22 protein-coding genes and 1 pseudogene are annotated in these 23,350 nt (G+C 64.4%); 10 read left to right on the forward strand and 13 right to left on the reverse strand.

The features are described 5' to 3' along the window. Window positions 1-185: 185 nt before the first annotated feature. Window positions 186-1,385 carry an adenylate/guanylate cyclase domain-containing protein gene (locus QA640_RS10945; RefSeq protein ID WP_283040650.1) on the forward strand — a complete coding sequence of 400 codons (1,200 nt, stop codon included), beginning with the start codon at window positions 186-188 and terminating at the stop codon, window positions 1,383-1,385. A gap of 160 nt (window positions 1,386-1,545) precedes the next feature. On the opposite strand, the gene QA640_RS10950 is transcribed toward QA640_RS10945, so the two are convergent. From QA640_RS10950 to QA640_RS10990, 9 genes are all read right to left on the reverse strand, one after another. Continuing rightward, complete coding sequence (locus QA640_RS10950; protein ID WP_283040651.1) at window positions 1,546-2,376, reverse strand: ABC transporter permease; 831 nt, start codon at window positions 2,374-2,376, stop codon at window positions 1,546-1,548. Continuing rightward, window positions 2,373-3,635, reverse strand: a complete 1,263-nt coding sequence (locus QA640_RS10955) for an ABC transporter permease (RefSeq protein ID WP_283040652.1) — start codon at window positions 3,633-3,635, stop codon at window positions 2,373-2,375. The genes QA640_RS10950 and QA640_RS10955 overlap by 4 nt, the downstream gene beginning before the upstream one ends. 21 nt (window positions 3,636-3,656) lie before the next feature. Beyond that, window positions 3,657-4,706 (reverse strand): ABC transporter substrate-binding protein, encoded by a 1,050-nt coding sequence (locus tag QA640_RS10960; protein ID WP_283040653.1) that lies wholly within the window; start codon window positions 4,704-4,706, stop codon window positions 3,657-3,659. Window positions 4,707-4,790: 84 nt separating this feature from the next. Then, window positions 4,791-5,900, reverse strand: a complete 1,110-nt coding sequence (locus tag QA640_RS10965) for an ABC transporter ATP-binding protein (protein ID WP_283040654.1) — start codon at window positions 5,898-5,900, stop codon at window positions 4,791-4,793. Window positions 5,901-6,053: 153 nt separating this feature from the next. Further along, window positions 6,054-6,455 carry an arsenate reductase (glutaredoxin) gene (gene arsC / locus QA640_RS10970; protein ID WP_283040655.1) on the reverse strand — a complete coding sequence of 134 codons (402 nt, stop codon included), beginning with the start codon at window positions 6,453-6,455 and terminating at the stop codon, window positions 6,054-6,056. Then, window positions 6,452-7,153, reverse strand: a complete 702-nt coding sequence (locus QA640_RS10975; RefSeq protein ID WP_283040656.1) for an MIP/aquaporin family protein — start codon at window positions 7,151-7,153, stop codon at window positions 6,452-6,454. The genes arsC and QA640_RS10975 overlap by 4 nt, the downstream gene beginning before the upstream one ends. 13 nt (window positions 7,154-7,166) lie before the next feature. Beyond that, complete coding sequence (locus tag QA640_RS10980; protein WP_283040657.1) at window positions 7,167-7,637, reverse strand: ArsI/CadI family heavy metal resistance metalloenzyme; 471 nt, start codon at window positions 7,635-7,637, stop codon at window positions 7,167-7,169. Continuing rightward, complete coding sequence (locus tag QA640_RS10985; protein WP_283040658.1) at window positions 7,634-7,993, reverse strand: helix-turn-helix domain-containing protein; 360 nt, start codon at window positions 7,991-7,993, stop codon at window positions 7,634-7,636. Before QA640_RS10985 ends, QA640_RS10980 begins: the two co-directional genes overlap by 4 nt. Window positions 7,994-8,249: 256 nt before the next feature. Further along, window positions 8,250-9,365: a DUF2336 domain-containing protein gene (locus tag QA640_RS10990; RefSeq protein ID WP_283040659.1), complete on the reverse strand. Its 1,116-nt coding sequence runs from the start codon at window positions 9,363-9,365 to the stop codon at window positions 8,250-8,252. A 521-nt stretch (window positions 9,366-9,886) separates the two neighbouring features. On the opposite strand from QA640_RS10990, the gene QA640_RS10995 reads away from it, so the two are divergent. Beyond that, the gene (locus tag QA640_RS10995; RefSeq protein WP_283040660.1) at window positions 9,887-10,951 is read left to right on the forward strand and encodes a 2-dehydropantoate 2-reductase N-terminal domain-containing protein; all 1,065 of its coding nucleotides are present in this window, start codon (window positions 9,887-9,889) and stop codon (window positions 10,949-10,951) included. A 165-nt stretch (window positions 10,952-11,116) separates the two neighbouring features. Here the strand turns inward: QA640_RS10995 and QA640_RS11000 are convergent. Continuing rightward, window positions 11,117-12,435, reverse strand: a pseudogene (locus tag QA640_RS11000) (IS1182 family transposase). A gap of 344 nt (window positions 12,436-12,779) precedes the next feature. On the opposite strand from QA640_RS11000, the gene QA640_RS11005 reads away from it, so the two are divergent. After that, entirely contained in the window at window positions 12,780-13,562 is a 783-nt protein-coding gene (locus QA640_RS11005) for a MetQ/NlpA family ABC transporter substrate-binding protein (RefSeq protein ID WP_283040661.1), read from the forward strand. A 12-nt stretch (window positions 13,563-13,574) separates the two neighbouring features. Here QA640_RS11005 and QA640_RS11010 read toward each other — a convergent pair whose 3' ends face one another. Next, on the reverse strand, window positions 13,575-13,985 hold the full coding sequence (locus tag QA640_RS11010; RefSeq protein ID WP_283040662.1) for a nuclear transport factor 2 family protein: 411 nt from the start codon (window positions 13,983-13,985) through the stop codon (window positions 13,575-13,577). A 141-nt stretch (window positions 13,986-14,126) separates the two neighbouring features. Between QA640_RS11010 and QA640_RS11015 the strand changes: the two genes are divergently transcribed. Next, window positions 14,127-14,330 (forward strand): hypothetical protein, encoded by a 204-nt coding sequence (locus QA640_RS11015; RefSeq protein ID WP_283040663.1) that lies wholly within the window; start codon window positions 14,127-14,129, stop codon window positions 14,328-14,330. Between the two features lie 3 nt (window positions 14,331-14,333). Here the strand turns inward: QA640_RS11015 and QA640_RS11020 are convergent, their stop codons facing one another. Beyond that, entirely contained in the window at window positions 14,334-15,845 is a 1,512-nt protein-coding gene (locus QA640_RS11020; RefSeq protein ID WP_283040664.1) for a mannitol dehydrogenase family protein, read from the reverse strand. Between the two features lie 105 nt (window positions 15,846-15,950). Here QA640_RS11020 and QA640_RS11025 point away from each other — a divergent pair, with 105 nt between their 5' ends. Genes QA640_RS11025 through uxuA form a run of 3 tightly spaced genes read left to right on the forward strand, consistent with a single transcriptional unit; the run spans window position 15,951 to window position 19,044 of the window. Beyond that, the gene (locus QA640_RS11025) at window positions 15,951-16,745 is read left to right on the forward strand and encodes a FadR/GntR family transcriptional regulator (RefSeq protein ID WP_283040665.1); all 795 of its coding nucleotides are present in this window, start codon (window positions 15,951-15,953) and stop codon (window positions 16,743-16,745) included. Window positions 16,746-16,788: 43 nt separating this feature from the next. Further along, complete coding sequence (locus QA640_RS11030; protein ID WP_283040666.1) at window positions 16,789-17,838, forward strand: L-idonate 5-dehydrogenase; 1,050 nt, start codon at window positions 16,789-16,791, stop codon at window positions 17,836-17,838. 15 nt (window positions 17,839-17,853) lie between these two features. Continuing rightward, window positions 17,854-19,044 (forward strand): mannonate dehydratase, encoded by a 1,191-nt coding sequence (gene uxuA, locus QA640_RS11035; RefSeq protein ID WP_283040667.1) that lies wholly within the window; start codon window positions 17,854-17,856, stop codon window positions 19,042-19,044. On the opposite strand, the gene QA640_RS11040 is transcribed toward uxuA, so the two are convergent. Further along, window positions 19,038-19,976 carry a LysR family transcriptional regulator gene (locus tag QA640_RS11040; protein ID WP_283040668.1) on the reverse strand — a complete coding sequence of 313 codons (939 nt, stop codon included), beginning with the start codon at window positions 19,974-19,976 and terminating at the stop codon, window positions 19,038-19,040. The two genes, uxuA and QA640_RS11040, sit on opposite strands and share 7 nt — an antisense overlap. A gap of 211 nt (window positions 19,977-20,187) precedes the next feature. On the opposite strand from QA640_RS11040, the gene QA640_RS11045 reads away from it, so the two are divergent. Genes QA640_RS11045 through QA640_RS11055 form a run of 3 tightly spaced genes read left to right on the forward strand, consistent with a single transcriptional unit; the run spans window position 20,188 to window position 23,338 of the window. After that, the gene (locus QA640_RS11045) at window positions 20,188-21,267 is read left to right on the forward strand and encodes an ABC transporter ATP-binding protein (RefSeq protein WP_283040669.1); all 1,080 of its coding nucleotides are present in this window, start codon (window positions 20,188-20,190) and stop codon (window positions 21,265-21,267) included. Window positions 21,268-21,302: 35 nt separating this feature from the next. Continuing rightward, window positions 21,303-22,016, forward strand: a complete 714-nt coding sequence (locus QA640_RS11050) for an HAD family hydrolase (protein WP_283040670.1) — start codon at window positions 21,303-21,305, stop codon at window positions 22,014-22,016. Between the two features lie 14 nt (window positions 22,017-22,030). Then, window positions 22,031-23,338, forward strand: a complete 1,308-nt coding sequence (locus tag QA640_RS11055; protein ID WP_283040671.1) for an FAD-binding oxidoreductase — start codon at window positions 22,031-22,033, stop codon at window positions 23,336-23,338. Window positions 23,339-23,350: the final 12 nt, after the last annotated feature.

A 23,350-nucleotide genomic window follows, 5' to 3' on the forward strand; every position in this document is an offset into this window, starting at 1 on the left:
CGACAATCCTGTCGCGGCGATGGCTTAGGCAGCCGCACGCAGACGATGGCGAGGATCGGTTGTCTCGCCGGCATCCGGCGGTGGGTCCTGCGACTGGCCCGCGATCGCGCCGGCCGCCATTGACGCCGCCGGCCCGAGACACGACATATCCTGCACCGATCCGTGTCCCGGCCGAGGAGCACCCCATGAATGCGCCGCAAAACATCGATCCTGCCGCTGCGCTTCCGGGCAGCGACGTGTTGCACTGGCTGACCAACGACACGCGCGATCAGCGCTTCATCGACAATATCTTCGCGGAGATGTGCGTCCGACTCCAGCAGGCGGGCATTCCGGTCAAGCGGGCGACGCTTCATGTCGTGATCAACCATCCGCAATGGCTTGGTGCGCGAATGATGTGGGCCGACGGGATGCGCGGGGCGGAGATTTCGCGGGTCGATTACGATGTGCGCGGACGGTCCGAATTCATCGGCAGTCCCGCCAACGAAATTTTTGACGGTGCGAGCGAGGTGCGCGAGCATCTCGAACGGGACCCGTCAGAGCGGCGCAAGCACGCCATCTACGACGAGATGCGGGCGAAGGGCCTGACCGACTATGTGGCGTGGCCGCTCTACCATACGCTCGGCAAGCAGCATCTCGTCACCTTCGCAACCGACCGCCCCGGTGGTTTCGACGATGCGCATATCGCCACGTTGAAGAGACTGCTGCCGGTTCTGGCTCTCGTCAGCGAGATCCGGGTCAAGAACCGCTTGGCGCGCACCCTGCTCGAAACCTATGTGGGGACGCATGCCGGCGAGCTGATTCTGGCCGGTGCCACCAGGCGCGGCAGCGGCACCACGGTGCGCGCCGCAATCCTGATCTGCGATTTGCGCGATTTCACCCGCATCTCCGACAACTGGCCGCGCGACGACGTCATCGATCTCCTCAATGACTATTTTGACGCGATGTCCGAGCCGATCGTGCGGCATGGCGGAGAAATCCTGAAATTCATCGGCGATGGCCTGCTTGCGATCTTTCCACTCAGCCAGCCGTCGGCTGGCGCAAACCTGCTGCGGGCCGTGAGCGAGGCCCGTCAGGCCATGGCGGTGTTGAACGAAAACAACAGCGTCACCGGTCGCGCGCCGCTGCATTACGGCATCGGCGCCCATGTCGGCGATGTCATGTACGGCAATATCGGCTCGCGCTCCCGACTCGACTTCACCGTCATTGGTCCTGCCGTCAACATGGCCTCGCGTCTGGAAACGCTCACCAAACAATTGGGACGAACGGTGTTGCTTTCCCGCGCCTTTGCCGACCTCGTGAAGAACGATTTCGAGCTCGAACGCGTCGGCGAACACCCGGTGCGCGGCTTCAACGAGCCCGTCGAACTGTTCGCGTATCACGGATGAAGGCGAGGCCGCGGCCCTCGATCAAGCTTTATCGTCCCGTAGCCAGGATGGAGCGACTCGTCCGCCGTAGCTCAGCGAGCGAAGGCGGAAGCGCCATCCGGGCATCCGCCCGCGGCGCCGTCCCGGTGCTCACCCGGGCTACGACTCCATTCTGCCCATATCATCCGCTGCTGCCTTTCAGCCGTTCATTGCGCCGGCGCAGGCCTTCCATGGTGGCGAGCAGGATGACGGAGACGGTGGTCAGGATCACCGCCGCCGCCGTGATGGTCGGGCTGATGTTCTCGCGGATGCCGCTGAACATTTCGCGGGGCAGGGTGCGCTGCTCGGGGCCGGCCATGAACAGCACGATCACCACCTCGTCGAAGCTGGTCGCGAAGGCAAACAGCGCGCCCGATGCGAGGCCGGGCAGGATCAGCGGCAGGATCACGCGGCGGAAGGCGTAGAGCGGCGGGGCGCCGAGGGACGCGGCGGCCCGTGCCAGGTTCATGTCAAAGCTTTGCAGCGTCGCGCCGACCGTGATCACCACGAACGGCGTCGCCAGCGCGGTGTGGGCCAGGATCAGGCCGAGATAGCTGCCGGTCAGCCCGATCGGTGCGAAGAAGAAGTAGAGGCCGACAGCGGTAATGACGCCGGGCACCACGACCGGCGACAGCACGATCGCCAGCACCAGCGGCTTGAACCGGCTCTTCCACTGCGCCAGCCCCAGCGCGGCCAGCGTGCCGAGCACGACCGACAGCACCGTCGAGGCAACGCCGATGATCATGCTGTTCTTCACCGACGCCATCCAGCGTGCCGAATGGATGAACTCGTCGTACCAGCGTAGCGAGAAGCCGGGTAGCGGATAGGTCAAATAGGACCCGGAGCTGAAGGACAGCGGCATGATCGCGAGGATCGGCGCCATGAGGAAGATGAAGACCAGCGTGGAGAGGATGATCGTCGCGCGCCACGCGATGCGCTGGCTGGCCGTGCGAAGGGAAGCATCGCCGCTCAATTCTTCATCCCTCCCGTGACCTGCTGTCCCTGCACCAGCTTTCCGTAGACGACGCCGAGCAGCAGCGTTGCGACCAGGAGTAGCGCGCCCAGGGCCGATGCGAGGCCCCAGTTGGCGGTTTCGGTGGTGTAGAGGGCGATGAAGTAGCTCATCATCTGATCGGCGCCGCCGCCGACGAGGGCGGGCGTGATGTAGTAGCCGAGCGCCAGGATGAAGACGAGCAGGCTTCCCGCGGCGACGCCGGGTAGGGTTTGGGGCAGGTAGATGCGCAGGAAGGCGGGGAGCGGCGGCGCGCCTAGCGAGGCGGCGGCCCGCATATAGGCCGGGGAGATCGCCTTCATGCTGCTGTAGAGCGGCAGGATCATGAAGGGCAGCAGCACGTGCGTCATCGCCACATAGACGCCGAAGCGGTTGTAGATCAGGCGCATCGGCGCATCGATGATGCCGAGAAAGCGCAAGGAGTCGTTCACCACGCCATTGCTCTGCAGCAGCACGATCCAGGCGCAGGTGCGCACCAGCAGCGAGGTCCAGAACGGCAGCAGGACGAAGATCATCAGGAGATTCGACTGGCCGGCCGGCAGTGTCGCCAGCAGATAGGCGACCGGAAAGCCGAGGATCAGGCACAGCACCGTGACACTAAGGCTGATGGTGAAGGTGCGGACGAAGACGTCACGGTAGATGGCCTGATCAGGCGGCGCGGCGACGATCGCGCCGTCCACGTTTCGCGTCAGGTCGAGCGCCGCCAGCAAATAGAAGCTGGTCACCGGGCCGCTGGCGCCCTTGATCGCCGCCCACGTGCCGCGCTCGCGCCAAGCCGGGTTGATCTTGCCGAGCGTCTCCCTGGCCGTGCCGGGCTCCGGCGGTGCCTTCAGATTGCGCGCCGTGCTGGTGAGGATGGTGCGGAAGCCATTGACCGCGTAGTTGAGCCGCTTGGCTGCGATGGCGAGCGTCCCGGCGGCGCGCGCCGCCAGGATATCGTCCGCCAGCGCCGCATAGGCCTTTTCGTCGGGCAGATCCTTACCGTCCCACCCGGCCAGCGCAGCCACGGTGTGCGGCAAGACCTGACGCACCTCCCAGTCGTCGACGGCATGCCAGAGCATGCCGGCGATTGGACCCAGGAAGGTAAAGAGCAGGAATGCGAGAAGCGGCAGAACCAACGACAATGCCTTGACCTGGCGCGCACGCTCCGCCCGCTTGAGGCGGCGCTTAAGCGGCACATCGGTCGGCGCATCGGCGCTGGTCAGGAACGCTTCCGTCATCGCTTTAGCCTTGTGGGTGCGTTATTTCGCTGCCCACTTGTTGAAGCGCTCGGTCAGGCGGTCGATGTTCTCGAGCCAGAACGCAACATTGATCTCCACCGCGTTCTTCATGTTGTCAGGCGCCGTCGGCAGGTCCTTCAGAACGGCCGGCTGGATGAGCGCCGCGGCGTCTTTGTTCGAGGTGCCGTAGGCGATGTTCTCCGACAACTTGGCCTGGTTCTCGGCCTTGCCGGCGAAGTCGAGGAACTTGTAGGCGGCGTCCTTGTTCGGGCTGCCCTTCAGGATGACCCAGCTGTCGAGCGTGTAGAGCGCGCCGTCCCACACCATGCCGAAGTTTTTCTTCTCGTTCTTGTTCGCGGTGTCGATGCGGCCGTTATAGACCGAAGTCATCGCCACTTCGCCGGAGGCGAGCAATTGCGGCGGCTGGGCGCCGGCCTTCCACCAGACGAGGTCGCCCTTGATGGTGTCGAGCTTCTTGAAGGCGCGATCGACGCCCTCGTCGGTCGCCAGAATCTTGTAGACGTCTGCCGGTGGGACGCCGTCGGCGATGAGGGCGATCTCCAGCGTTGTCTTCGGACCCTGGCGCAGGCTGCGCTTGCCCGGATATTTCTTGGTGTCGAAGAAGTCCGCCCAACCCTTCGGCGCGTCCTTCAGCTTGTCCTTGTCGTAGCCGAGAACGAAATCGTACACGATTGCACCGACGCCGCAGGGATTGACCGACGGCGGCAGATAAGCGGCCTCGCCGCCGATCTTGGTGTAGTCGATCTTCTCGAACAGGCCCTCGTCGCAACCGACCGCGAGCTCCTCGCTCTCGACCTGGACGACGTCCCAGGTTGCGGCGCCGCCCTGCACCTTGGCGCGCAGCACGCCGATGCCGCCGTCCCAGGACTCGTCGTTCATGGGGATGCCGGCCGCCTTCTTGAACGGCTCGAAGTAAACCTTCTTCTGGGCATCCTGATACGCCCCGCCCCACGACACGACGGTGAGGTCGCGCGCCTGCGCGACTGTTGCCAGAGCGACGCCCGCGGTCAGCGTCGCGGCGAATCCCAGTGCCATCTTGAGCTTCAGCATCGTCTTCGTTCCCTTCTTCTTGGATGTGGTTTGCGTTTGGAAGTGATGTGTCCCGGCCCGATCCGGTTGGAGGAAGAGGTTCGATTACACCGGATCGAGGGCCAGGCAGTCTTCGGGGCGGAACGTGATGGACACGCTTTCGCCCTGCCTCAAGCCGTCATGTGCGCCCGGCTGAAGCTTGACCATGAACTCCTCGTTGCCGGCAACCTCGAGCACGGCCAGCGCGTGGTCGCCGAGATAGATGCTGCTCTGCACCGTGGCTGGCAGGCGGTTCGGTCCCTCGCAAGCCGCTCCGTTTCTTATAATGGCGATCCGCTCGGGCCGCACCGACAGCGAGGTGGCGGCGCCGCTGCCTGCCACGTTGACCGCCCGGGCCATGACTGAGCCGCCGGAGGCGAGCGCGACGCGGCAATGTCCCTGCTCGATCGTCTCGACAGTGCCGTTGAGCACGTTGTTCTCGCCGACGAAGTGCGCGACGAAACTGTTAACCGGGTGCTCGTACAGTGCGTCGGGCCTGTCGATCTGCTGCACGATGCCGTCGTTGAACACAGCGATGCGGTCCGACATGGTGAGCGCCTCGCTCTGGTCGTGCGTGACGTAGACGATGGTGATGCCCATCGTCTCGTGCAGCTGCTTGATCTCCAGCTGCATCTGCTCCCGCAGGCGCTTGTCCAGAGCGCCGAGCGGCTCGTCCATCAGCACGATCTGGGGATTGAAGACCAGCGCGCGGGCCAGTGCCACGCGCTGCTGCTGGCCGCCGGACAATTGTCCCGGCCGCCGCTGCGCCAGGCCCTCCATCTTGATCATGCGCAGCGCCGCCCGCACGCGCTCCTGCGCTTCCACCTTGTTGACCTTGCGGACGGACAGCGGGAAGGCGACATTCTCCTCGATCGTCAGGTGCGGAAACAGCGCGTAGTTCTGGAACACCATTCCGATGTCGCGCTTGTGCGGCGGCATGTTCTTGATGGGCCGGTCGGCGAGGTAGATTTCGCCATGGGTCGGGACCTCGAAGCCCGCCAGCATCATCAGCGTGGTCGTCTTGCCCGAGCCGGACGGGCCAAGCAGAGTGATGAACTCGCCTTTCCTGATGTCGAGGTCGAGGTTTTTCACGACGAGGTGTTCGCCGTCGTAGGTCTTCTGAATGCCAGAAAAGCGTACCAGTGCCGACGCGGGCGTAACCATGCTGCCTTCCATCCCTCCTCCGGTGCCAATTGATGAGCAGCAAGTCGGGACTGCCATCAGGCGGCACCTCGTCCAAGGTAGCGAGGAGAGCTTAGCATCATGCAAGGAGAATACCAGCGCGCCGCATGACGTAAGTCGGTTTTGGCCGGCGCAATGGCCACAACTCTAGCGCGGCTCGACCACCTCGCCGTCTTCCTTCACGAAACGCCCGACCGGATTGTCCAGGAGATCGATCACGGCCTCCGAAGGTCGGCACAGTCGCGCACCCTTCGGCGACACGACGATCGGACGGTTGATGAGAATGGGATGGGCCATCATGAAATCGAGCAACTGGTCGTCGGACCATTTCGGGTCGTCGAGGCCGAGCTCCCGATAGGGCGTGCCCTTCTCGCGCAGAAGCCCGCGGACCGAAAGTCCCATCTCTGCGATCAACTCCCTGAGCCGTTCGCGCGACGGCGGTGTCTTGAGATATTCGATGACGACGGGCTCGACGCCGCTCTGCCGGATCATCGCGAGCGTGTTGCGCGAGGTGCCGCAAGCCGGGTTGTGGTAGATGGTGACGGTCATCGTAATGTCTCCGCGATTGCGGCGGGGCCGCGTGCCGGCGTGCGGCCGACCAGCCAGTTCATCAGGACCATTCCGGCAATCGCGCCGCAAAGTTCGGCAAGCACGAAACCAGGCAGGTCCGCCGGACGAATACCGGAAAACGTGTCCGTCAGCGAGCGCGCGATCGCGACCGCCGGATTGGCGAATGAGGTCGAAGCGGTGAACCAGTAGGCGGCCGTGATGTAGAGGCCGACCAGCCAGGGCACGGCGCTGCGCTGGAAACGGATGCCCGCCAGGATCGTCGCGACCAGGCCGAAGGCTGCGATCGCCTCGCCGAACCACTGTGCTCCGCCGGTGCGCACTTTCAATGAAAGGTCGATCAGGGGAAGCGCGAACATCAGGTGCGCGATCATGGTGCCGGCGATGCCGCCGGCGATCTGGACGATCACGTAAAGTGCAGTCTCGTTCGCCGGCAGCTCGCGCCTCAGCGCGAAAACCAGCGTAACGGCCGGATTGAAATGCGCGCCCGAGATCGGTCCGAGGACCGTGATCAGCACGACCAGGATCGCGCCGGTCGGCAGCGTGTTGCACAGGAGCGCAAGCGCGACGTCCCTGGTCAGCGCTTCCGCCATGATGCCGGAGCCCACGACGGTCGCGACGAGGATGGTGGTGCCGAGCGCTTCGGCTGCGAGGCGCCGTGGAAGGTCGAACGCGTCCATCGATGCCCCGGCGTCAGCAACAGGCCGAGGATTGCTTCGACGCGGCGGGGGACGCGCAGCAGGCGGACTGCTTCTCGCGCGCAACGCGCACCCCGTTCTCGCCGGTGCGGTCGCCATAGACGGTGCTCTCGCCGGTCGTGTGGAAGGTCTCCCAGGCGATGCCGGCGGGATCGTCGATCCAGGCCTTCTCGGACCGCGCGTAGCAGCAGCTCGTCTGGCCCTGCTCGATCACCTTGCCGCCGGCCTCGCGCAGGCGCGCATAGACTTCCTTCAACTCGTCGGTGGTTTCGACCTGGATGCCGATATGGTCGAGGCCGGGCTGGCGCCCGCGCGTCGAGATCGCGAAATTCACGCGCGGGTCTTCGAGCATCCACTTCGCATAGTCGGACTTCACGACGGAGGGGCGGGATGCGAACAGCGCCGAATAAAATCCGATGGAGTGCGGAAGATTCTCGACGGAGACATGAACGTGCAGGCGCTTCATGGTCGATCCTCTCGGGCTGGTATCTTGGTGCGTTTTCGCGCGGGTTTGCAGGTCGCGTCCGGGGCGCACGGTGCGCCGCCGCAGCAGTTTTCGGTCAGAAATCCGAGCAGCGCGTTCATGGTCTCGAACTGCGCTGCGTAGATCATCGAACGCCCCTCGCGCCGAACGGTCGCTAGCCCCGCCATCCGAAGGCGGTCGAAATGAAAGGTCAGCGTGTTCGGCGCGAGATCCAACGCGTCGGCGATCGCGCCGGCGGTCATCCCCTCCGGGCCGGCCTGCACCAGCAGGCGGAAGACGTCGAGGCGGTTGTCCTGGGCAAGCGCGGCGAGGGCCGCGACGGCATCCCTCTTTTCCATATTTCAACGATTATCGAAATATTTTGTAGCAGGTCAACCGATTTCTCAATATGCCGCGCTGGCCGTGGTCCCTCGACTTCGCGCCCGTCGCCGGACGTCGTCGGATCGACATCCGAGGCGGCGGGCAGTTAGAGCGTGGTCCGGAAAAGCGTGAAGCGGTTTTTCCTCGCGACAAACGCGGAACGCGTTTGCGCGGAGATCATGCTCAAACAATTAACCAAAGCGCGATGACGATTCATCTCGATCGCATCGCGCTTTAGATTGCGCTTCGGGGTCGCTGGAAGGGGCCGCTTCCGACTTCGTCCCTGCGGGAGCGATACAGGGCGATGACGCCGCGGCAAGCCTTCACGTCGAGCCGATGAAAATCGAGCTTCAAACGCTCGAGCTCGCCGGCCGTGATACGGTAATTGGGCGCCCCGAGGAACAGCAGTGCCATCGTGGTCGGCCAGCAGAAGTTCTGCGATTTGGCCAGGATCAGCACGGGCTCGCGATCACGCTCGATCAGGGCCCGTTCGATGATGTCGACAGGCAACGGGCACAGCAAGGAGAGCGCGACTGCCGTTTCGTTGAACTTGAGCGAATGGGCGAACTCGAAGACCTTGTCTTCGGTCAGTACGCCGCGCTCGTGCAGCTTTGCGACCGTCCGCTTAGCGATGAAATAGTCCTTGGAAGCCGGGCCGAACCTGGCGTGCACCGCGCCGGTGACATCGACGACGACCCGGTGAATCTGCGGCCCGATATCGGGACGTTCGCGCTCGAGCTTCTGGCGCACTTCTGCGGAGGCTTTAGCGATCAGCTGATGGAAGAGATGCCGGGGAATGTCCTTTCGCAGTCCGACGGATTCAGCGAGGATCGAATCACCTTCTGAACGCCGCACCAGGTGCAGGAAGCCGGAATTCGAAAAGCTCGCGCCGTTGTTTGCAGCGACCGAGTTGACGACCTCGTTGCTGCCGCGGACCACCAGGACGTCAGTCACGGCCTCCGGAACGGACTGTCGCTGGGAGATCGCGAGCAGATGCTGCTGGCTCTTGTTCCTGGCGCAAGCAATCAAGGTTTCGGTATCCAGGCGCCGGGATTGCCTGAGGATAGGCGAGGCGACGTCGATGCAGTCGTCGGAGGCGAGCTGGCTCGCCAGCTTGTAGGGGGCGTTGTTGCTGGCAGCGAGTATTTCCGCCAGCCGTGCGCGTGCCGTCGTTTCGATCTCCTGGGCGAGGCGGCCGATGATCTCGCCGAACGTCCAGATCTGGTCCTCGGAATAGGTCCCCGCGATCAGGAGATCGGTCGCGTGCCACATCGCCCGCAGACAGCTTTCGGGATTTCCTTTTGCAACGGTCTCCTCCAAATCGAGCAAGAACGATGTGGTTTCGATCATGGGTGCGACTCGCGGCTTCAAAATGTTCAAAGCAAAACTACTCTAGGAAATGACGTCACTTGGCCATCACAGGGTTGAACGAGCGGTAAAGCGCAGGCCCGCGCCTCAGACCTGACTTAACGTCGGTGCAACGGAAAAGCTCAAATTTGAGCTTGTTTGCGGCAGGGGTGCAAGCGCAGTTGGCGGAGTAACGTTTATAGGAAATTCTGATTGATGGAATGAGCCACTCGCGATGGTCCGAGGGAAAGGACGATTCGCGGGTTGTCACGAAATGCGGGGTTGAGGGGGCAGGCAGTGTCGGCGGGGATGGGCAGTGGGAGCGGGTAGTGGATAGAGCAAAGCCCCGCGAGCGGCCTCCGCGCCAATCAATTCGCGATAGACACCACAGTCCATTGCTGGCATACCAAATACCTGACGTAGCGGGGACGCGAATCTGCAAAGCGCTCTGACCCAGCAATGGTCGGGTTGCCCAGCACATCTGGGGATCGCTTCGGCTGCACAACGTTTGTGAAAGAGGGAGCATGGCGCGTAACATACTGATCCTTGGGGCCTCCTACGGCTCCCTGCTGGGGACGAAGCTTTTGATGGCGGGTCACAACGTGACCCTGGTGTGCCGGGCAAAGACGGCCGAGCTGATCAATCGCGACGGTACCGAGGTGCGTATCAAGCTGCGCGACGAGGCAGTGCACCGCGCGATTATCTCGCGCGACCTGCGCGGCAAGCTCGACGCGGTGACGCCCGCCAATGTCGACGTCTCCCGCTATGATCTGGTCGGCCTTGCGATGCAGGAGCCGCAATACACCAACCACACCGTGCGTATGCTCATGATCAAGATCGCGGAAGCGGGGTTGCCCTGTCTGTCGATCATGAACATGCCGCCCTTGCCATATCTGAAGCGCATCCCGGCGCTGTCAGGCATGGACCTCGAGGAGGCCTATACCAATGCGCAGGTGTGGGAGCGTTTCAAGCCGGGGCTGGTGACGCTCTGCTCGCCGGATCCGCAAGCCTTCCGTCCGCCGGAAGAGGCGGCGAACGTGCTGCATGTCGGCCTGCCGACCAACTTCAAGGCGTCGGTGTTCGAGGACGAGAAGCACAACAAGGTGTTGCGCGAGCTCGAGACCGATATCGATGCGGTGACGCTCGACGGCCACGACGTTCCAGTGAAGCTCAAGGTGTTCGATTCGCTGTTCGTGCCGCTGGCGAAATGGTCCATGCTGCTCACCGGCAACTACCGCTGCATCACCCCGCACGAGCCGCAGTCGATCCGTGATGCCGTGCACACTGATTTGAAGCGCTCGCAGTCGATCTACGATCACGTCGATGCGCTCGCGCGGCGCCTCGGAGCCGACCCGAAGGATCAGGTGCCGTTCGAGAAATACGCCAAGGCGGCTGACAGCCCGCTCAAGCCGTCCTCTGCCGCACGCGCGGTCGCCGCCGGCGCGCCGTTCATCGAGCGGGTCGATCTGCTGGTGAAGCTGATCTCGCATCAGCTCGGCGTGCCCAATGCCGAGATCGACCGCACGGTCGAAACTGTCGATCAGAAGCTGAACGAGAAGATCGTGCAGGGCGGCTCCGGCGCATCGTGACACGGGTCAGCGCCGGCGGCCGATGACGGTGTCGATCCCTCACCCTGAGAGCTTGCCAATCTTTCTCGTTTTGCGTGGTCATCGAAGGATGTGGCAGTTCCTCGTCGTGGCAACGCGTGGGCTGGGCGGCTGTGGCGAGGTTGGGGGATGTCGATGAACGCTCCTCTATGCGCTAGCGAGGCGGTTGCCTTGCAGGATGTTGTTGGCGAGGGCGTACCAGAGCACGACGGCGCGGACCTTTTCGAGGCCGCGCACGGTCAATTGCCGCAGGTCCCAGTTGCGCCAGCGGGCATGTATGCACTCGCAAATCGACCGGGGCTTGTATCGGGCCTTGCCCTCTTCGCTCGCCATGGCCAACACCCCCGGGCCGTCGCCGCGTCGCGGTAGATGGGGATCGGTGCCGTGCTTGGATTGAGTGGGCGGGCAAAAGATATCGATGCCCTCGGCGTGCGCCCACTCGATGTCCTCGGCACTGCCAAAGCCGCCATCGACGAGATGGTCCTTGGGCAACCCGCCAGGACGCGCGCGCTGCCGCTCCAGCATGGGCCGCATCAGGCCGCGGTCGGACCCGGTGTTGCAGACCTTGATGTCAACGACGATCGGCTGGCCGGCGGCACTCGTCACCTGCACGTTGTAGGCGGGGCGGAAGCCGCCGTCGGCCATCTTCATGACCCGTGCGTCGGCGTCCGTCGTGGAGGCCCGCGGCTCTTTCGGCTTCTTGCCGTTGCCGCGCTTTTCTTCGCGCTCCTTGCGCTGCTGCTTGATTTCGGCGAGCGCCGTCTGCGCCGCTTTGACGCGCGCTCTGCGCTCACGCGCGGCGCGCTCCTTGGCGGCCTTCATGCGCTGATTGCTAGCATCCGAACGAGCGTCAACCTCTGTTTGAGGTCTTCCACCACCGCCTCAGCCAAGGCCAGGTGCCGATCGAGCGTCGCCTCCCGCCGGAACGAAGCGGCCCCGGCGCTGGCCCGGACCCGAACACCGTCCTGCGCCAGCGTTTCCAGATTGACGAGGCCGACCTTCGCCAGCACCGCCAAATGCTCGCAAAGCAGCCGGTCGAGCAGGTCGGCGCAACCGACCCGGAAGTCCGCCAGCGTGTGATGGTTCACCGACACCCCGCCACACAGCCAACGATAGGTGTCATGGCTCCCGCAAAGCCGCTCCAACGCGCGCGCGCTGCCGACGCCCTCGCTGGTGGCATAGAGCCACAGCGCCAGCAAAAGCCGCGGCGATGTCGCGGGGTGACCGGGCCGATCGCCCCGCGCTTTGATCCGGTTCTCCAGCTCACTCAGGTCGAGTTCCTCGACATAGGACCAGATCAGGCGCACCGGATGGTCTTCCCCGATCAGGCTCTCGATATCCACTGCTCGCAACTCGATTTGATCGCGTTGGGGCTCACGAAGTCGCGGCGCTGCGAGCGGCGCCGCACCGGCTTGCGGCTTTGCCTGCTCCGGCAGATCCCCAAACAATTCATCAGCGGCCATCATCCCTCCTGCGAATCCATCACCGCAAGAGAATCACACAGCACCAGCTTTCGGCTATACCGCTTGCGAGCAGTCAAAAAGATTCACAGCCTCTGAGGAGCGCGCTCCTGCGAGCGTCTCGAAGGGTGAGGGGCACCTTTCGGACCTTCATCCTTTGAGACGCGCGTTCCACGCTCCTCAGGAAGAGGAATAACCACCGTTGTGGCGTTGTCCCCATTTCCTTTTGGGCTCCGCGCGGAGAAGCGCCGCCCTATTGCAACGGCAAATTTGAACTTCCATTTCATTGATTTCGCCGGCCAAGCGAGAGATGACAGGCCGGTGACTATGAATTCCGTTGGAGACCAAGAATGTCGTTTCGTTCCGTTCTGATTCTTTCGACCGTGCTTGCCGCCTGGTCGGCAGCGGCTTCGGCGGAGACCATCAAGATTGGCGTGACCCCGGGCCCGCATGCGCAGATCCTCGAGGCGGTGAAGCCGATCGCAGCGAAGAATGGGCTCGATATCCAGCTCGTCGAGTTTTCCGACTACGTCGTGCCCAACGCCGCGCTCGATGCCGGCGATATCCAGGCCAACTCGTTCCAAAACCAGCCTTATCTCGACAACCAGAAGGCCGATCGCGGCTACAAGATCGATGCGGTGGGGTTGACCGTCAATTTCCCGATCGGAGTCTATTCGAAGAAGCACAAGACCTGGGCCGACATTCCCGACAGCGGCAAGGTCTCGATCCCAAACGATCCGACCAATGGCGGACGCGTTTTGCTGCTGTTGCGCGACAAGGGCGTGATCAAGCTGAAGGACGGCGTTGGCTTCAAGCCGACGGTGCTCGACATCACCGACAATCCCAAGAAGCTGAAATTCATCGAGGTCGACGCGGCGCAGGCACCGCGCGCGCTTGACGACGTCGACGCGGCGGCGATCAACACCAACTACGCGACGCAGGCCGGACTTGATCCGGTGAAGGACCCCATCCTGCGCGAGGATCCGAAGGGCCCTTACGTCAACCTGATCGCCGTCCGCGCCGCCGACAAGGACAAGCCGTGGGTCAAGATCCTCGTCGACAGCTATCATACGCCCGAGGTCAAGGAGTTCGTCCTGACCAAGTTCAAGGGCGCCGTGCTGCCGAGCTGGTGACCGGCCAGGCTGCTAGTGGAAGCTGCGGCTCGGTCCCGGCGAATCGTCGTGCGTCTGCTCGACGATCTGCGCGATCGGGCTCGACTGGTGATGAACGAGCAGCCAGGCGTTGCCGATGCGCCGGAAATGATTGGTGGCGGCAAGCGCTGTGCCGTCGACGATCTCGATGCACAGCACCCGTCCGCTGTCGCCTTCGACGATCGCGTGCGGCTCCGCGCAGGCGATCTGCGGTCGGCTCGGGTTCTGCAGGATGTCGCGCCAGCTCCCGATCACCGTGGCGCGGCCGATGATGCCGGGCCAGCCGGGATGAACGCAGGAGATGCCGTCCTCGTCCGCCCACAACCGTTCCATGGCCGCGATGTCGCCGGCCGCGAAGGCGGCATAAAAGGCTGCGTTGGCTGCGATGATCGCGCTTTTGCTCATATACTTCGGGTGAGCCAAGCGCGGGCAAAAATCAAGAGCAACTTCCGCTGATCGGGCCACCATGTTCCCGCCGGAACAGCGGTTCATGACCAGCGTTGTATCCAGCGAACGCTACAGGATCGAGCCTCGGGAGAGGGACTCATGGGACTTGCTCAATACGCGATCGTGCCGGTGCGCGACCAGTGGGGCGTGCTGCATGACGGCAACATCAACGGCGAGTACGAAACCAAGGAGTCGGCGTTCGAGTCGGCCGCCGCCGCAGCCTCGCTCGCCATCCGTCAGGGACACGAGGTCCATCTCAGTGTCCCCGGGCGTGAGCCGGGCGAAACCGCGCTCGGAGTTTGATCGTCAGGATTTCAGGAGCTTGCAGTTCGCCACCGTCTGCCGCGCGCCCTGCGCATAGAGCTTGTCGAGCGCACCGGTCACGGCCTCGCGCAGGCGAGGATCAGTGCCAAGCGGGCCGAACACCTTGCCGATGCCAAGCAGCGCCGGCGCGAGACGCTCCGCAGCCGGACCCTGCTCGCGCGCAATGCCTGCGAATTCGCGCGCAAGCGGGTCGCGCACGTCGAACGCGCGGCCCTGCTCGTCGCTTCCCGTGACGTAGCGCATCCAGCCTGCAACCGCGAGCGCATGCGTATCGATCGGCAAGTCCCGGCGTAGCCGGTCCTGGATCGTGCCAAGCAGCCGCTGTGGCAGTTTTTGCGAGCCATCCATGGCGATCTGCCAGGTGCGGTGATGCAGCGCCGGATTTGCAAAGCGTTTCAACAGGGAGGCGCGATAGGCGGAAAGATCGGTGCCTGCCGGCATGGTCAGCGTCACCGCAGCATCCTCCATCACGCCTGCGGCAAGCCGCGCGAAGTGCGGATCAAGCATGGTGTCGGCGATGGTCTCATAGCCCGCGAGATAGCCGAGATATGCGAGCGCCGAATGGCTGGCGTTGAGCAGCCGTAACTTCATCAGCTCGAAAGGCTTGACGTCGGTGACGAGCTCGACGCCCGCGGCGCCAAGATCGGGGCGGCCCGCGGAGAAGCGGTCCTCGACCACCCATTGCGTGAACGGCTCGGTCATCACCGGCCAGGCATCCTGCATCGCGAGCGCGGTTGAGACAGCCGCCCGATCGGCATCGGTCGTTTCCGGGACGATGCGGTCGACCATGGTGCAGGGGAAGGCGACGTTCTCGCAGATCCACTTGCCGAGATCCTTCGACCGCAGCGCGGCAAACTGCGTCACGATCCGGCGCACGGTGTGGCCGTTGGCGGCGAGGTTGTCGCAACAGAGCACGGTGAAGGGCGCAAGCCCCTGCGTTCTCCGGCGCGCCAGCGCGGCGACGATGAAGCCGGGTGCCGAGCGCGGCGCGTCGAGATTGTTGAGGTCATGGACGACGTCCGGATGCCGCTCATCGAGATCGCCGGTCTGAGGCGTGTGGCAATAGCCCTTCTCGGTGACCGTCAGCGAGACGATGCGGATGGCGGGATCGGCCATTCTAGCAATCAGCCGCGCGGGGTCTTCGCGCGCGACCTCGCTGCCGACCAGTGCGCCAATCACGCGATGGTCGGTGCCTTCGGCCGAGCGCACCGCGACGGTATAGAGATGATCCTGTGGGGAGAGCGCATCGCGGGTGTCGGGACTGCGCAGGCTCGCACCGATGATGCCCCAGGCGGGCGCGCCTGCGGCAAGGCAATCGTCGATGACGACGGCCTGATGGGCCCGATGGAAGGCGCCTAGCCCGAGATGCACGATGCCGGGCGTGACGCGGGAACGGTCATAGGCCGGACGGCGGATGCCGGACGGCAGTCGGTCGAGATTGGCGCGGCCAAGCCGCATGGTCGTCTCCCCCTTTACTTTTCCGCTGCTTGACATGCCGGCCCTCCTCGGTCAATGCTCTGGTCAATTGGTAAGACCAATTTCCCAAAATTGGCGGGCGCCCGGGGGAGCACGCCGGGCAGCCCTCTCAAGGAGGCGAGCGTGCCGCTGGAAGCTGTGGAGGCGAGACGGCTTTATCGCCAGGTCGCCGATCAATTGCGGGCTCTGATCGACAGCGGCGAGTACGCCGTCGGAAGCCGGCTGCCGACCGAGCGCGAGCTGGCCATGCAGCTCAGGGTCTCGCGGCCGACGGTGCGCGAAGCCCTGATCGCACTTGAGGTCGCAGGCCGCGTCCGCATCCGTGTCGGTTCCGGCATTTACGTGGTCGAGCCCGCAGGCTCCGCAACGTCCGTTCCTGCAACCCTGATCGAAGGCCCGTTCGAGCTGCTCCGCGCTCGCGAATTCCTCGAAGGCGCCATCGCCGAGCAAGCCGCGCGCTTGGCGACAAAGGACGATCTCGCGCGCATCGACGCTTCCCTGATCGCGATGGAAAACGTCGAGCATCCCGGCGAAGCCTCGATGTTCCACGATCGCGCCTTTCACAATGCGATTGCAAGCAGTCTCGGCAATGCCGTTCTCGTGCGCGTGGTCGGCGAGCTCTTCGACCATCGTCTCAACCCCTACTTCTCGCAGCTCGCGCATTACTTCGAAAGCCCACGCACCTGGCGCGCCGCGCTCGATGAACACCGCGTCGTGCGCGACGCGATTGCGGCGCGCGATCCCGAGGCTGCCCGTGACGCGATGCGCGATCATCTGGCCCGCTCGCAGGAGCGCTTTGCACGAAATTTTGGCGCTGAGACTGGTGCGGCACCGACGCCCACCCGCAGCGGGGTGGCGCGATCGGGAGCGGCCCCGTCAAAGCCAAGGCGACAACCGAAAAAACAGGCCGCGGGATGATCGGCCTGACGCTCCGGCTGTCTAAATATATGGGACTCTCCAAATGACCTCAGTCGCTCTCGCAGCAACCCTGTTCGGCCCTGAAGACCTGCGCATGATCGAGCATCCGCTCGAGAAACTCGCGCAAGGCATGGTGCGCATCCGTTTCGGCGCCGGCGGCATCTGCGGTTCGGACATGCACTACTTCCGCCACGCTCGCACCGGCGATTTCGTCGTGAAGTCGCCGCTGGTGCTGGGACATGAGATCTCGGGCGAGGTCGTGGAGATCGCCGGATCCGCGCCAAACCTGAAGATCGGTGACCGTGTTGCCGTCAATCCGTCGCGCTGGTGCGGCCATTGCGTCGCCTGCCGCGAAGGCCGGCCGAACCTCTGCGAAAACATCTTCTTCATGGGCTCGGCCTCGAAGACCCCGCACATGCAGGGCGGCTTTGCCAGCTATTTTGATGCGATCCCGGCACAGTGTGTGAAGATCCCAGATCACGTGTCATATCAGGCTGCAGCGCTGGCCGAGCCGCTCGCAGTCTGCCTCCACGCCGTCGCGCGCGCCGGTGACGTCAAGGGCAAACGCGGTATCATCTTCGGTGCCGGCCCGATCGGGCTCCTCACCATGCTCGCCGCGCGCCGCGCCGGCATGGCCGACGTTACGGTCGCCGACATCGCGCCTGCACCGCTCGCCTTCGCGACCCGGCTCGGCGCCTCCCACGTCGAGAACGTCTCGGGCGGCGAGGAAGGCCTGAAGGCGCAGGCAGCAGCGCGTCGCTATGACGTCGCCTTCGAGGTCTCCGGCACCGCCGCGGGCCTTGCCAGTGCCATCAGTCTCGTGCGTCGTGGCGGCACTATGGTGCAGATCGGCAATCTGCCGGGCGGCCAGATTCCGACGCCGGCAAATGCCGTGATGGCCAAGGAGATCGACCTGCGCGGCTCGTTCCGCTTCGGCTTCGAATTCGCGACCGCGGTGGAACTGATCGCCAGTGGCAGCGTCGATGTGCTGTCGCTGGTCACCGCCGAGCGCCCCTTGTCGACTGCGCCGGACGCGCTCAGGCTGGCGCTCGACCGCTCGCAAAGCGTCAAGGTCGTGCTGACCGCGAGCTGATCCGGGAGAAAAGTCATGATGCTACAGGGATGGCGCTGGTACGGGCCCGACGATCCCGTGTCGCTCGATGATGTCAGGCAGGCCGGCGCGACGGACATCGTCTCGGCGCTGCATCAGGTGCCGATCGGCGAGGCCTGGACGCGCAAGGGCGTCGAAGAGCGCAAGAACTTCATCGAGAAGGGCCAGCCCGGCCGCTCGCAACTGACGTGGTCGGTCGTGGAGTCGATTCCGATCCCCGACGACGTCAAGCGGCTCGGTGATAAGGCAACCGGCTCGATCGAGGCATGGATCGCGAGCCTGGAAGCGGTTGCTGCGGCCGGCATCAAGATCATCTGCTACAACTTCATGCCGGTAGTGGACTGGTGTCGCACCGATCTCGAATGGGAGTTGCCGAACGGCGCCCGCGCCATGCGCTTCGACGGGGATCGCTTTGCCGCGTTCGAGCTGCACATTCTGAAGCGGCCCGCCGCGCTGCAGGAGTACTCACCTGAGCAGCAAGCGCGCGCGAAGAAGCTCTTCGAAAAGATGAGCCAGGCCGACATCGATTATCTCGTCATGGCGATCGCGAGCGCCTTGCCTGGCTCGACCACCGAGTCGATGACTATTCCGCAATTCCGCGACCGGCTTGCGCAGTATCGCGACATCACGCCAAAGGTCCTGCGGCAGCATCTTGCTGAATTCCTCGCGCGCGTCGCGCCGGTGGCCGAACAACTTGGCGTGTCGTTGACGCTGCACCCGGACGATCCGCCGCGTCCGTTGTTCGGCCTGCCGCGCGTCGCCTCGACGGCCGACGACTATCAGGCGCTGTTCGACGCCGTACCGTCGAGGGCCAACGGCATCTGCCTGTGCACGGGCTCGCTCGGCGTGCGCGCCGACAACGACCTGCCGGCAATGGCGGAGCGCTTCGGCCCGCGCATCGCATTTGCGCATTTGCGTGCGACCAAGCGCGAGGCCGACGGTCTGTCCTTCTACGAGTCCGATCATCTCGACGGCGATGTCGATATGATCGCCGTGCTGAAGGCGTTGCTCAAGGAGAACGCGCGGCGCGCACCGGACAAGCAGATCGTCTTCCGCCCCGACCACGGCCATCGTATGCTAGATGATCTTGCCGCGACCAAGCGCACCAATCCCGGCTACACCGCAATCGGCCGCCTGCGCGGCCTTGCCGAGCTGCGCGGCGCGATCCGCGCGATCACTCATCAGTAGCAGGCGGTCATCAGAGCGAGTTTCGGATAGAGCCGGTCGATCGCCGCGATCTCGTCGCGCATCTGCGCGATGATCCAGTCGCGGATCTCTCCCGAAATCGGCCGCATCGGCCGGTTGCGCGGCGGCAAAAATTCGCAGATGCGGCGCGTGGTGGTGAGCGCGTCGGACGCCGGCACCAGCGCGCCCGTGAGCAGCCAGTGTGAGGCGACCGTCAGCCAGCCGAGCGCGATGCCCTGGCCGAGCAGGGCGGCCTGCACCACGACAGCATAGTCGCTGAAGCTCAGCGCCTTCGACGGGCCGCGGCGCCTGGTCAGGAAGCTCGGATAATCCGCTGCCCAGTCGCCCGGCGTCTCGGCGAGCCGGATGACGGTGTTGCCCGCCGCGGGCTCCGCCTCGCTCATGTAAGTGGGGCTGCATACCGGCAGCATGACCTCCTTCATCACCAGCGTGCCGCCGGAGTAAGGCTCCTCGCGGTCGCGAAAGCGCATGCCGAGGTCAACGTTCTCGACCGGCCCGCGCAGCGCCCCCGAGATCAGCTGGAAGCGAAGATCGACTTGAGGGAAGTGCCGTTGCAGTTTGTCGATGCGCGGCATCAGCCAATGCGTGGTGAAGGCGGAAGAGACGGAAAGCGTGACCGTCTCGGTGCCCTTGCGCCGCCGTTCGATCTCGATCAGTCCGGTCTCGATGCTGCGAAAGCCTTCGAGCACGCGGCGATACAAGAGTTCGCCCTCTTCGGTGAGGACTGCGCGCCCCGCCTTGCGGTCGAACAGGCGGACGCCGAGATGCTCCTCGAACTGGCCGAGCATCCGGCTCACCGCAGGCTGCGTGACGTTCAACTCCGCCGCCGCGCCCGTGAAGCTGCCGTTGCGCGCCGCTGCGTCGAAGACGAACAGGGCGTTGGAAGAGGGCAGCATCCGGCGGAGCTCGGGCATAACATGATGTTATGCGGCCGGTGAGAATTTGGCAATTGCCGAGTTTTGCCAACTCTGGTGTCATCGGCATGACAGGCCAAGGATAAGGCTTGGGAGAGAAGATTGCGCGCTGACCGCGCTGCAATCGCAAGCTGATCCTGAGGTCTGTCTATAAAGCAGGCTTATGCCGTGCAGCCAGGCGCGCCGCGTGGGGCGTGACGAGGGTCGATCGTTGGACAAACGAGCGGAAAGCGTCGAGATCAGGTCCGCAAGCAAGGCTTACGGTGCGGTTCGCGCCCTCGATGACGTGTCCCTCAATGTCGGCGCTGGCGAGTTCGTCTCGCTGCTCGGCCCGTCCGGCTCCGGCAAGACCACGCTGCTTGGAATCCTCGGCGGTTTCATCTTGCCCTCAAGCGGCTCGATCCATTTCGGCGGCCGCGACGTCACCTACACGCCGCCGCACAAGCGTGACATCGGCGTGGTCTTTCAGAACTACGCGTTGTTTCCGCATATGAGCGTTGGCGAGAACGTCGCCTTTCCCTTGCGCGCCCGGCGCCTGCCGAAGGCGAAATGGCCCGACAAGGTGCGCGCCGCGCTCGCCATGGTTGGGCTCACTGGTTACGAGCATCGCGGCATCGCGCAGCTCTCCGGCGGCCAGCGCCAGCGCGTGGCACTGGCGCGCGCCATGATCTTCGAGCCGCGCCTGATCCTGATGGACGAGCCGCTCTCCGCGCTCGACAAGCAGCTCCGCGAGTCCATGCAGATCGAGCTGCGGACGCTGCACAAGCGCATCGGCGCCACGATCATCTACGTTACCCATGACCAGCGCGAAGCGCTGACCATGAGCGATCGCGTCGCCGTGATGAAGGACGGCAAACTGATCCAGATCGACGAGCCCGCACGCCTGCACGATCACCCCGCGGATTCCTTCGTCGCAAGTTTTATCGGCGAAGCCACACTCTTGCCCGTCCGCCGTGTCGATTCCTGTAGCGTCGCGCTCGGCGATTCCGTGTTGCGCAGCGCGCGGGCCATTCCCGCCGGCGACGCGCTGATGCTGGCCGTGCACAGCGAAAAGCTCCTGATCCACGACGGTGCGGGTGATGGGGCCTGCAACCGGCTGACCGGTACCGTCACCGACATCGTCTACCAGGGCGAAAGCCTGCGCATCTTCCTCAGCCTCGCCGACGGCTCGGCGCTCAGCCTGCGCCAGCCGACCTATCACGAGGCCTATCGTCGCATTCCGCCGGTCGGCGGCAATCTCACCGTCACCCTTCACCCCGCGGACACCATCGTCGTGCCGAGGGTGGACTAGCTCCCACCTTGTTCCAACCAAAGAGAAGAAGCCCAATGTCGTCCCAAGCCCCGTTCAGCAATTTCAAGGTCCTCACCTTCGACGTCGTCGGCACCTTGATCGATTTCGAGACCGGCGTGCTCGCCGCGGTGCGCAGGATCTCGGGCAAGACGCCGGCCGAGCTCAGCGACGACAAGATCTTCGCCTCCTACAAGCGCGGCCGCGATGCGCATCCCGAACGCTCGAGCGAGGTGATGTTCCACGTCTATCGCCATCTCGCCAGGGAGTTGGGGCTGCCGGCCGACGATGCGTCCTGCGATGTGTTCCAGCTCGCCGTGCTGCGCTGGGCACCATTCGCGGATTCGGTCGAAGCGTTGAAGCGCCTGCGCACGAAATTCCGCCTGGTTGCGATGACCAATGCCGACCGCGTCGCACTCTCTTGTTATGCGCACGCGCTCGGCAATCCCTTCGACGACACTGTCTGCGCCGATGACACCGGCGTTGCAAAGCCTAATCCGGAATTCTTCGCCTACAACAAGGGCCGCCAGTCGGCGTTCGGCTACAAGCAGTCGGACATCCTGCACGTCGCGCAGAGCCAGTACCACGACATCGGGATCGCGCGGAAACTCGGCTACCAGGTGTGCTGGATCGAGCGTCGCCAGGGTCTCGCCGGTTTCGGCGGAACGCCTGAGGTGCCGACCCTGACCAAGCCCGACTTCCATTTCCCAACCATGAAGGCCTTCGCCGACGCGGCCGTCGGCGCTGCGTGAGCACGAGCGGACGCATGACAGGGAATTGGACCGCGCCGCCATCCGCCAACTCGCTATGGGCGAGCACGGCGGAGCCTTCTCGCGCGTTTCCGGTCCTGTCGGGCGAACATCAGGCGGATGTGGTGATCATCGGCGCAGGCTACACCGGCCTGTCCGCGGCGCACCACATCGCCAAGAGCGGGCTGTCGCCGATCGTGCTGGAGGCGAGCCGCCCCGGCTGGGGCGCGAGCGGCCGCAATGGCGGCGTGATCACCGCAAAGTTCCGCCTGTCCTTCCGCGAGATCGACGCCGCGCATGGCCGCGCCGTGGCCAAGCGCATGTACGAGATCGCGCATGAATCCACCGACATCGTCGAGGAACTGGTCTCCGAATTCGGCATTACCAGCGCGGCGTTGACGCGGACCGGCCAGGTCAAGGCTGCGCATAACGAGACGACGCTGAAGGTTGCGATCGACGAAGCCGGCTGGATGAAGCGCGAGATGGGCGATGCCGAGGTCCGCATTCTCGATGCCAAGGGCGTGCGCGAGGAAACCGGCTCGGACGTCTTCGTCGGCGGCGTGCTCAATCCCGGCTCGGGCGGCATCCATCCGCTCAACTATGTGCGCGGCCTCGCAGATGGCGTAGCGCGCCGCGGCGTCGCCGTCTTCCAGGAGACGCCGGTGTTGAAGCTCCGGCGCGAGCAAGGCGACATCATCGCGGAGACGCCGCAAGGTGCGGTGCGCGCGAAGCAGGCGATCATCGCCACCAACAGCTATTCCGACCTGACGGATGCGACGCGGCACATGCAGCACACGCTGATCCCGTTCCGCAGCGCCATCATCGCGACCGACCAGCTGCCGCGCAATCTCGCTGGCTCCCTGATGCCGACGGGGCGCACCTACACCGAGACCAAGCGCATGATGCGCTGGTTCCGCATGGTCGATAACCGCGTGATCTTTGGCGGCCGCGGCGCCTTCGGCAAGCAGGATTCGGAATCCGCCTTCGAGGCTCTTCGCAAGGCGATGGTCGGTATCTTCCCTGATCTTGCGGACGTGCCGCTCGCGTTCAAATGGTCGGGCCTCGTCGGCATGACGCTGGACTCGGTGCCGCATATCGGCCGGCTGGATGACCGCACGCTGTTCTCGATGGGCTACAACGGCGCGGGTGTGGCGATGGCGAGCCTGCTGGGCCGCTATCTCGCTGCCTTCGTTCGCGGCGAAAAGCCCGATGTCGGGCTGCTCGATGCGAGCCGCCTCAAGGTCATTCCGTTCTATTCGTTCCGCGAGCCCGCCGTGCGCATGGTCGCCGGCTGGTATCAGTTTCTGGACGCGATCGGGCAGTGAGTTTCTTTTTGG

Source organism: Bradyrhizobium sp. CB82, from assembly GCF_029714405.1.
Classification (GTDB): Bacteria; Pseudomonadota; Alphaproteobacteria; order Rhizobiales; family Xanthobacteraceae; genus Bradyrhizobium.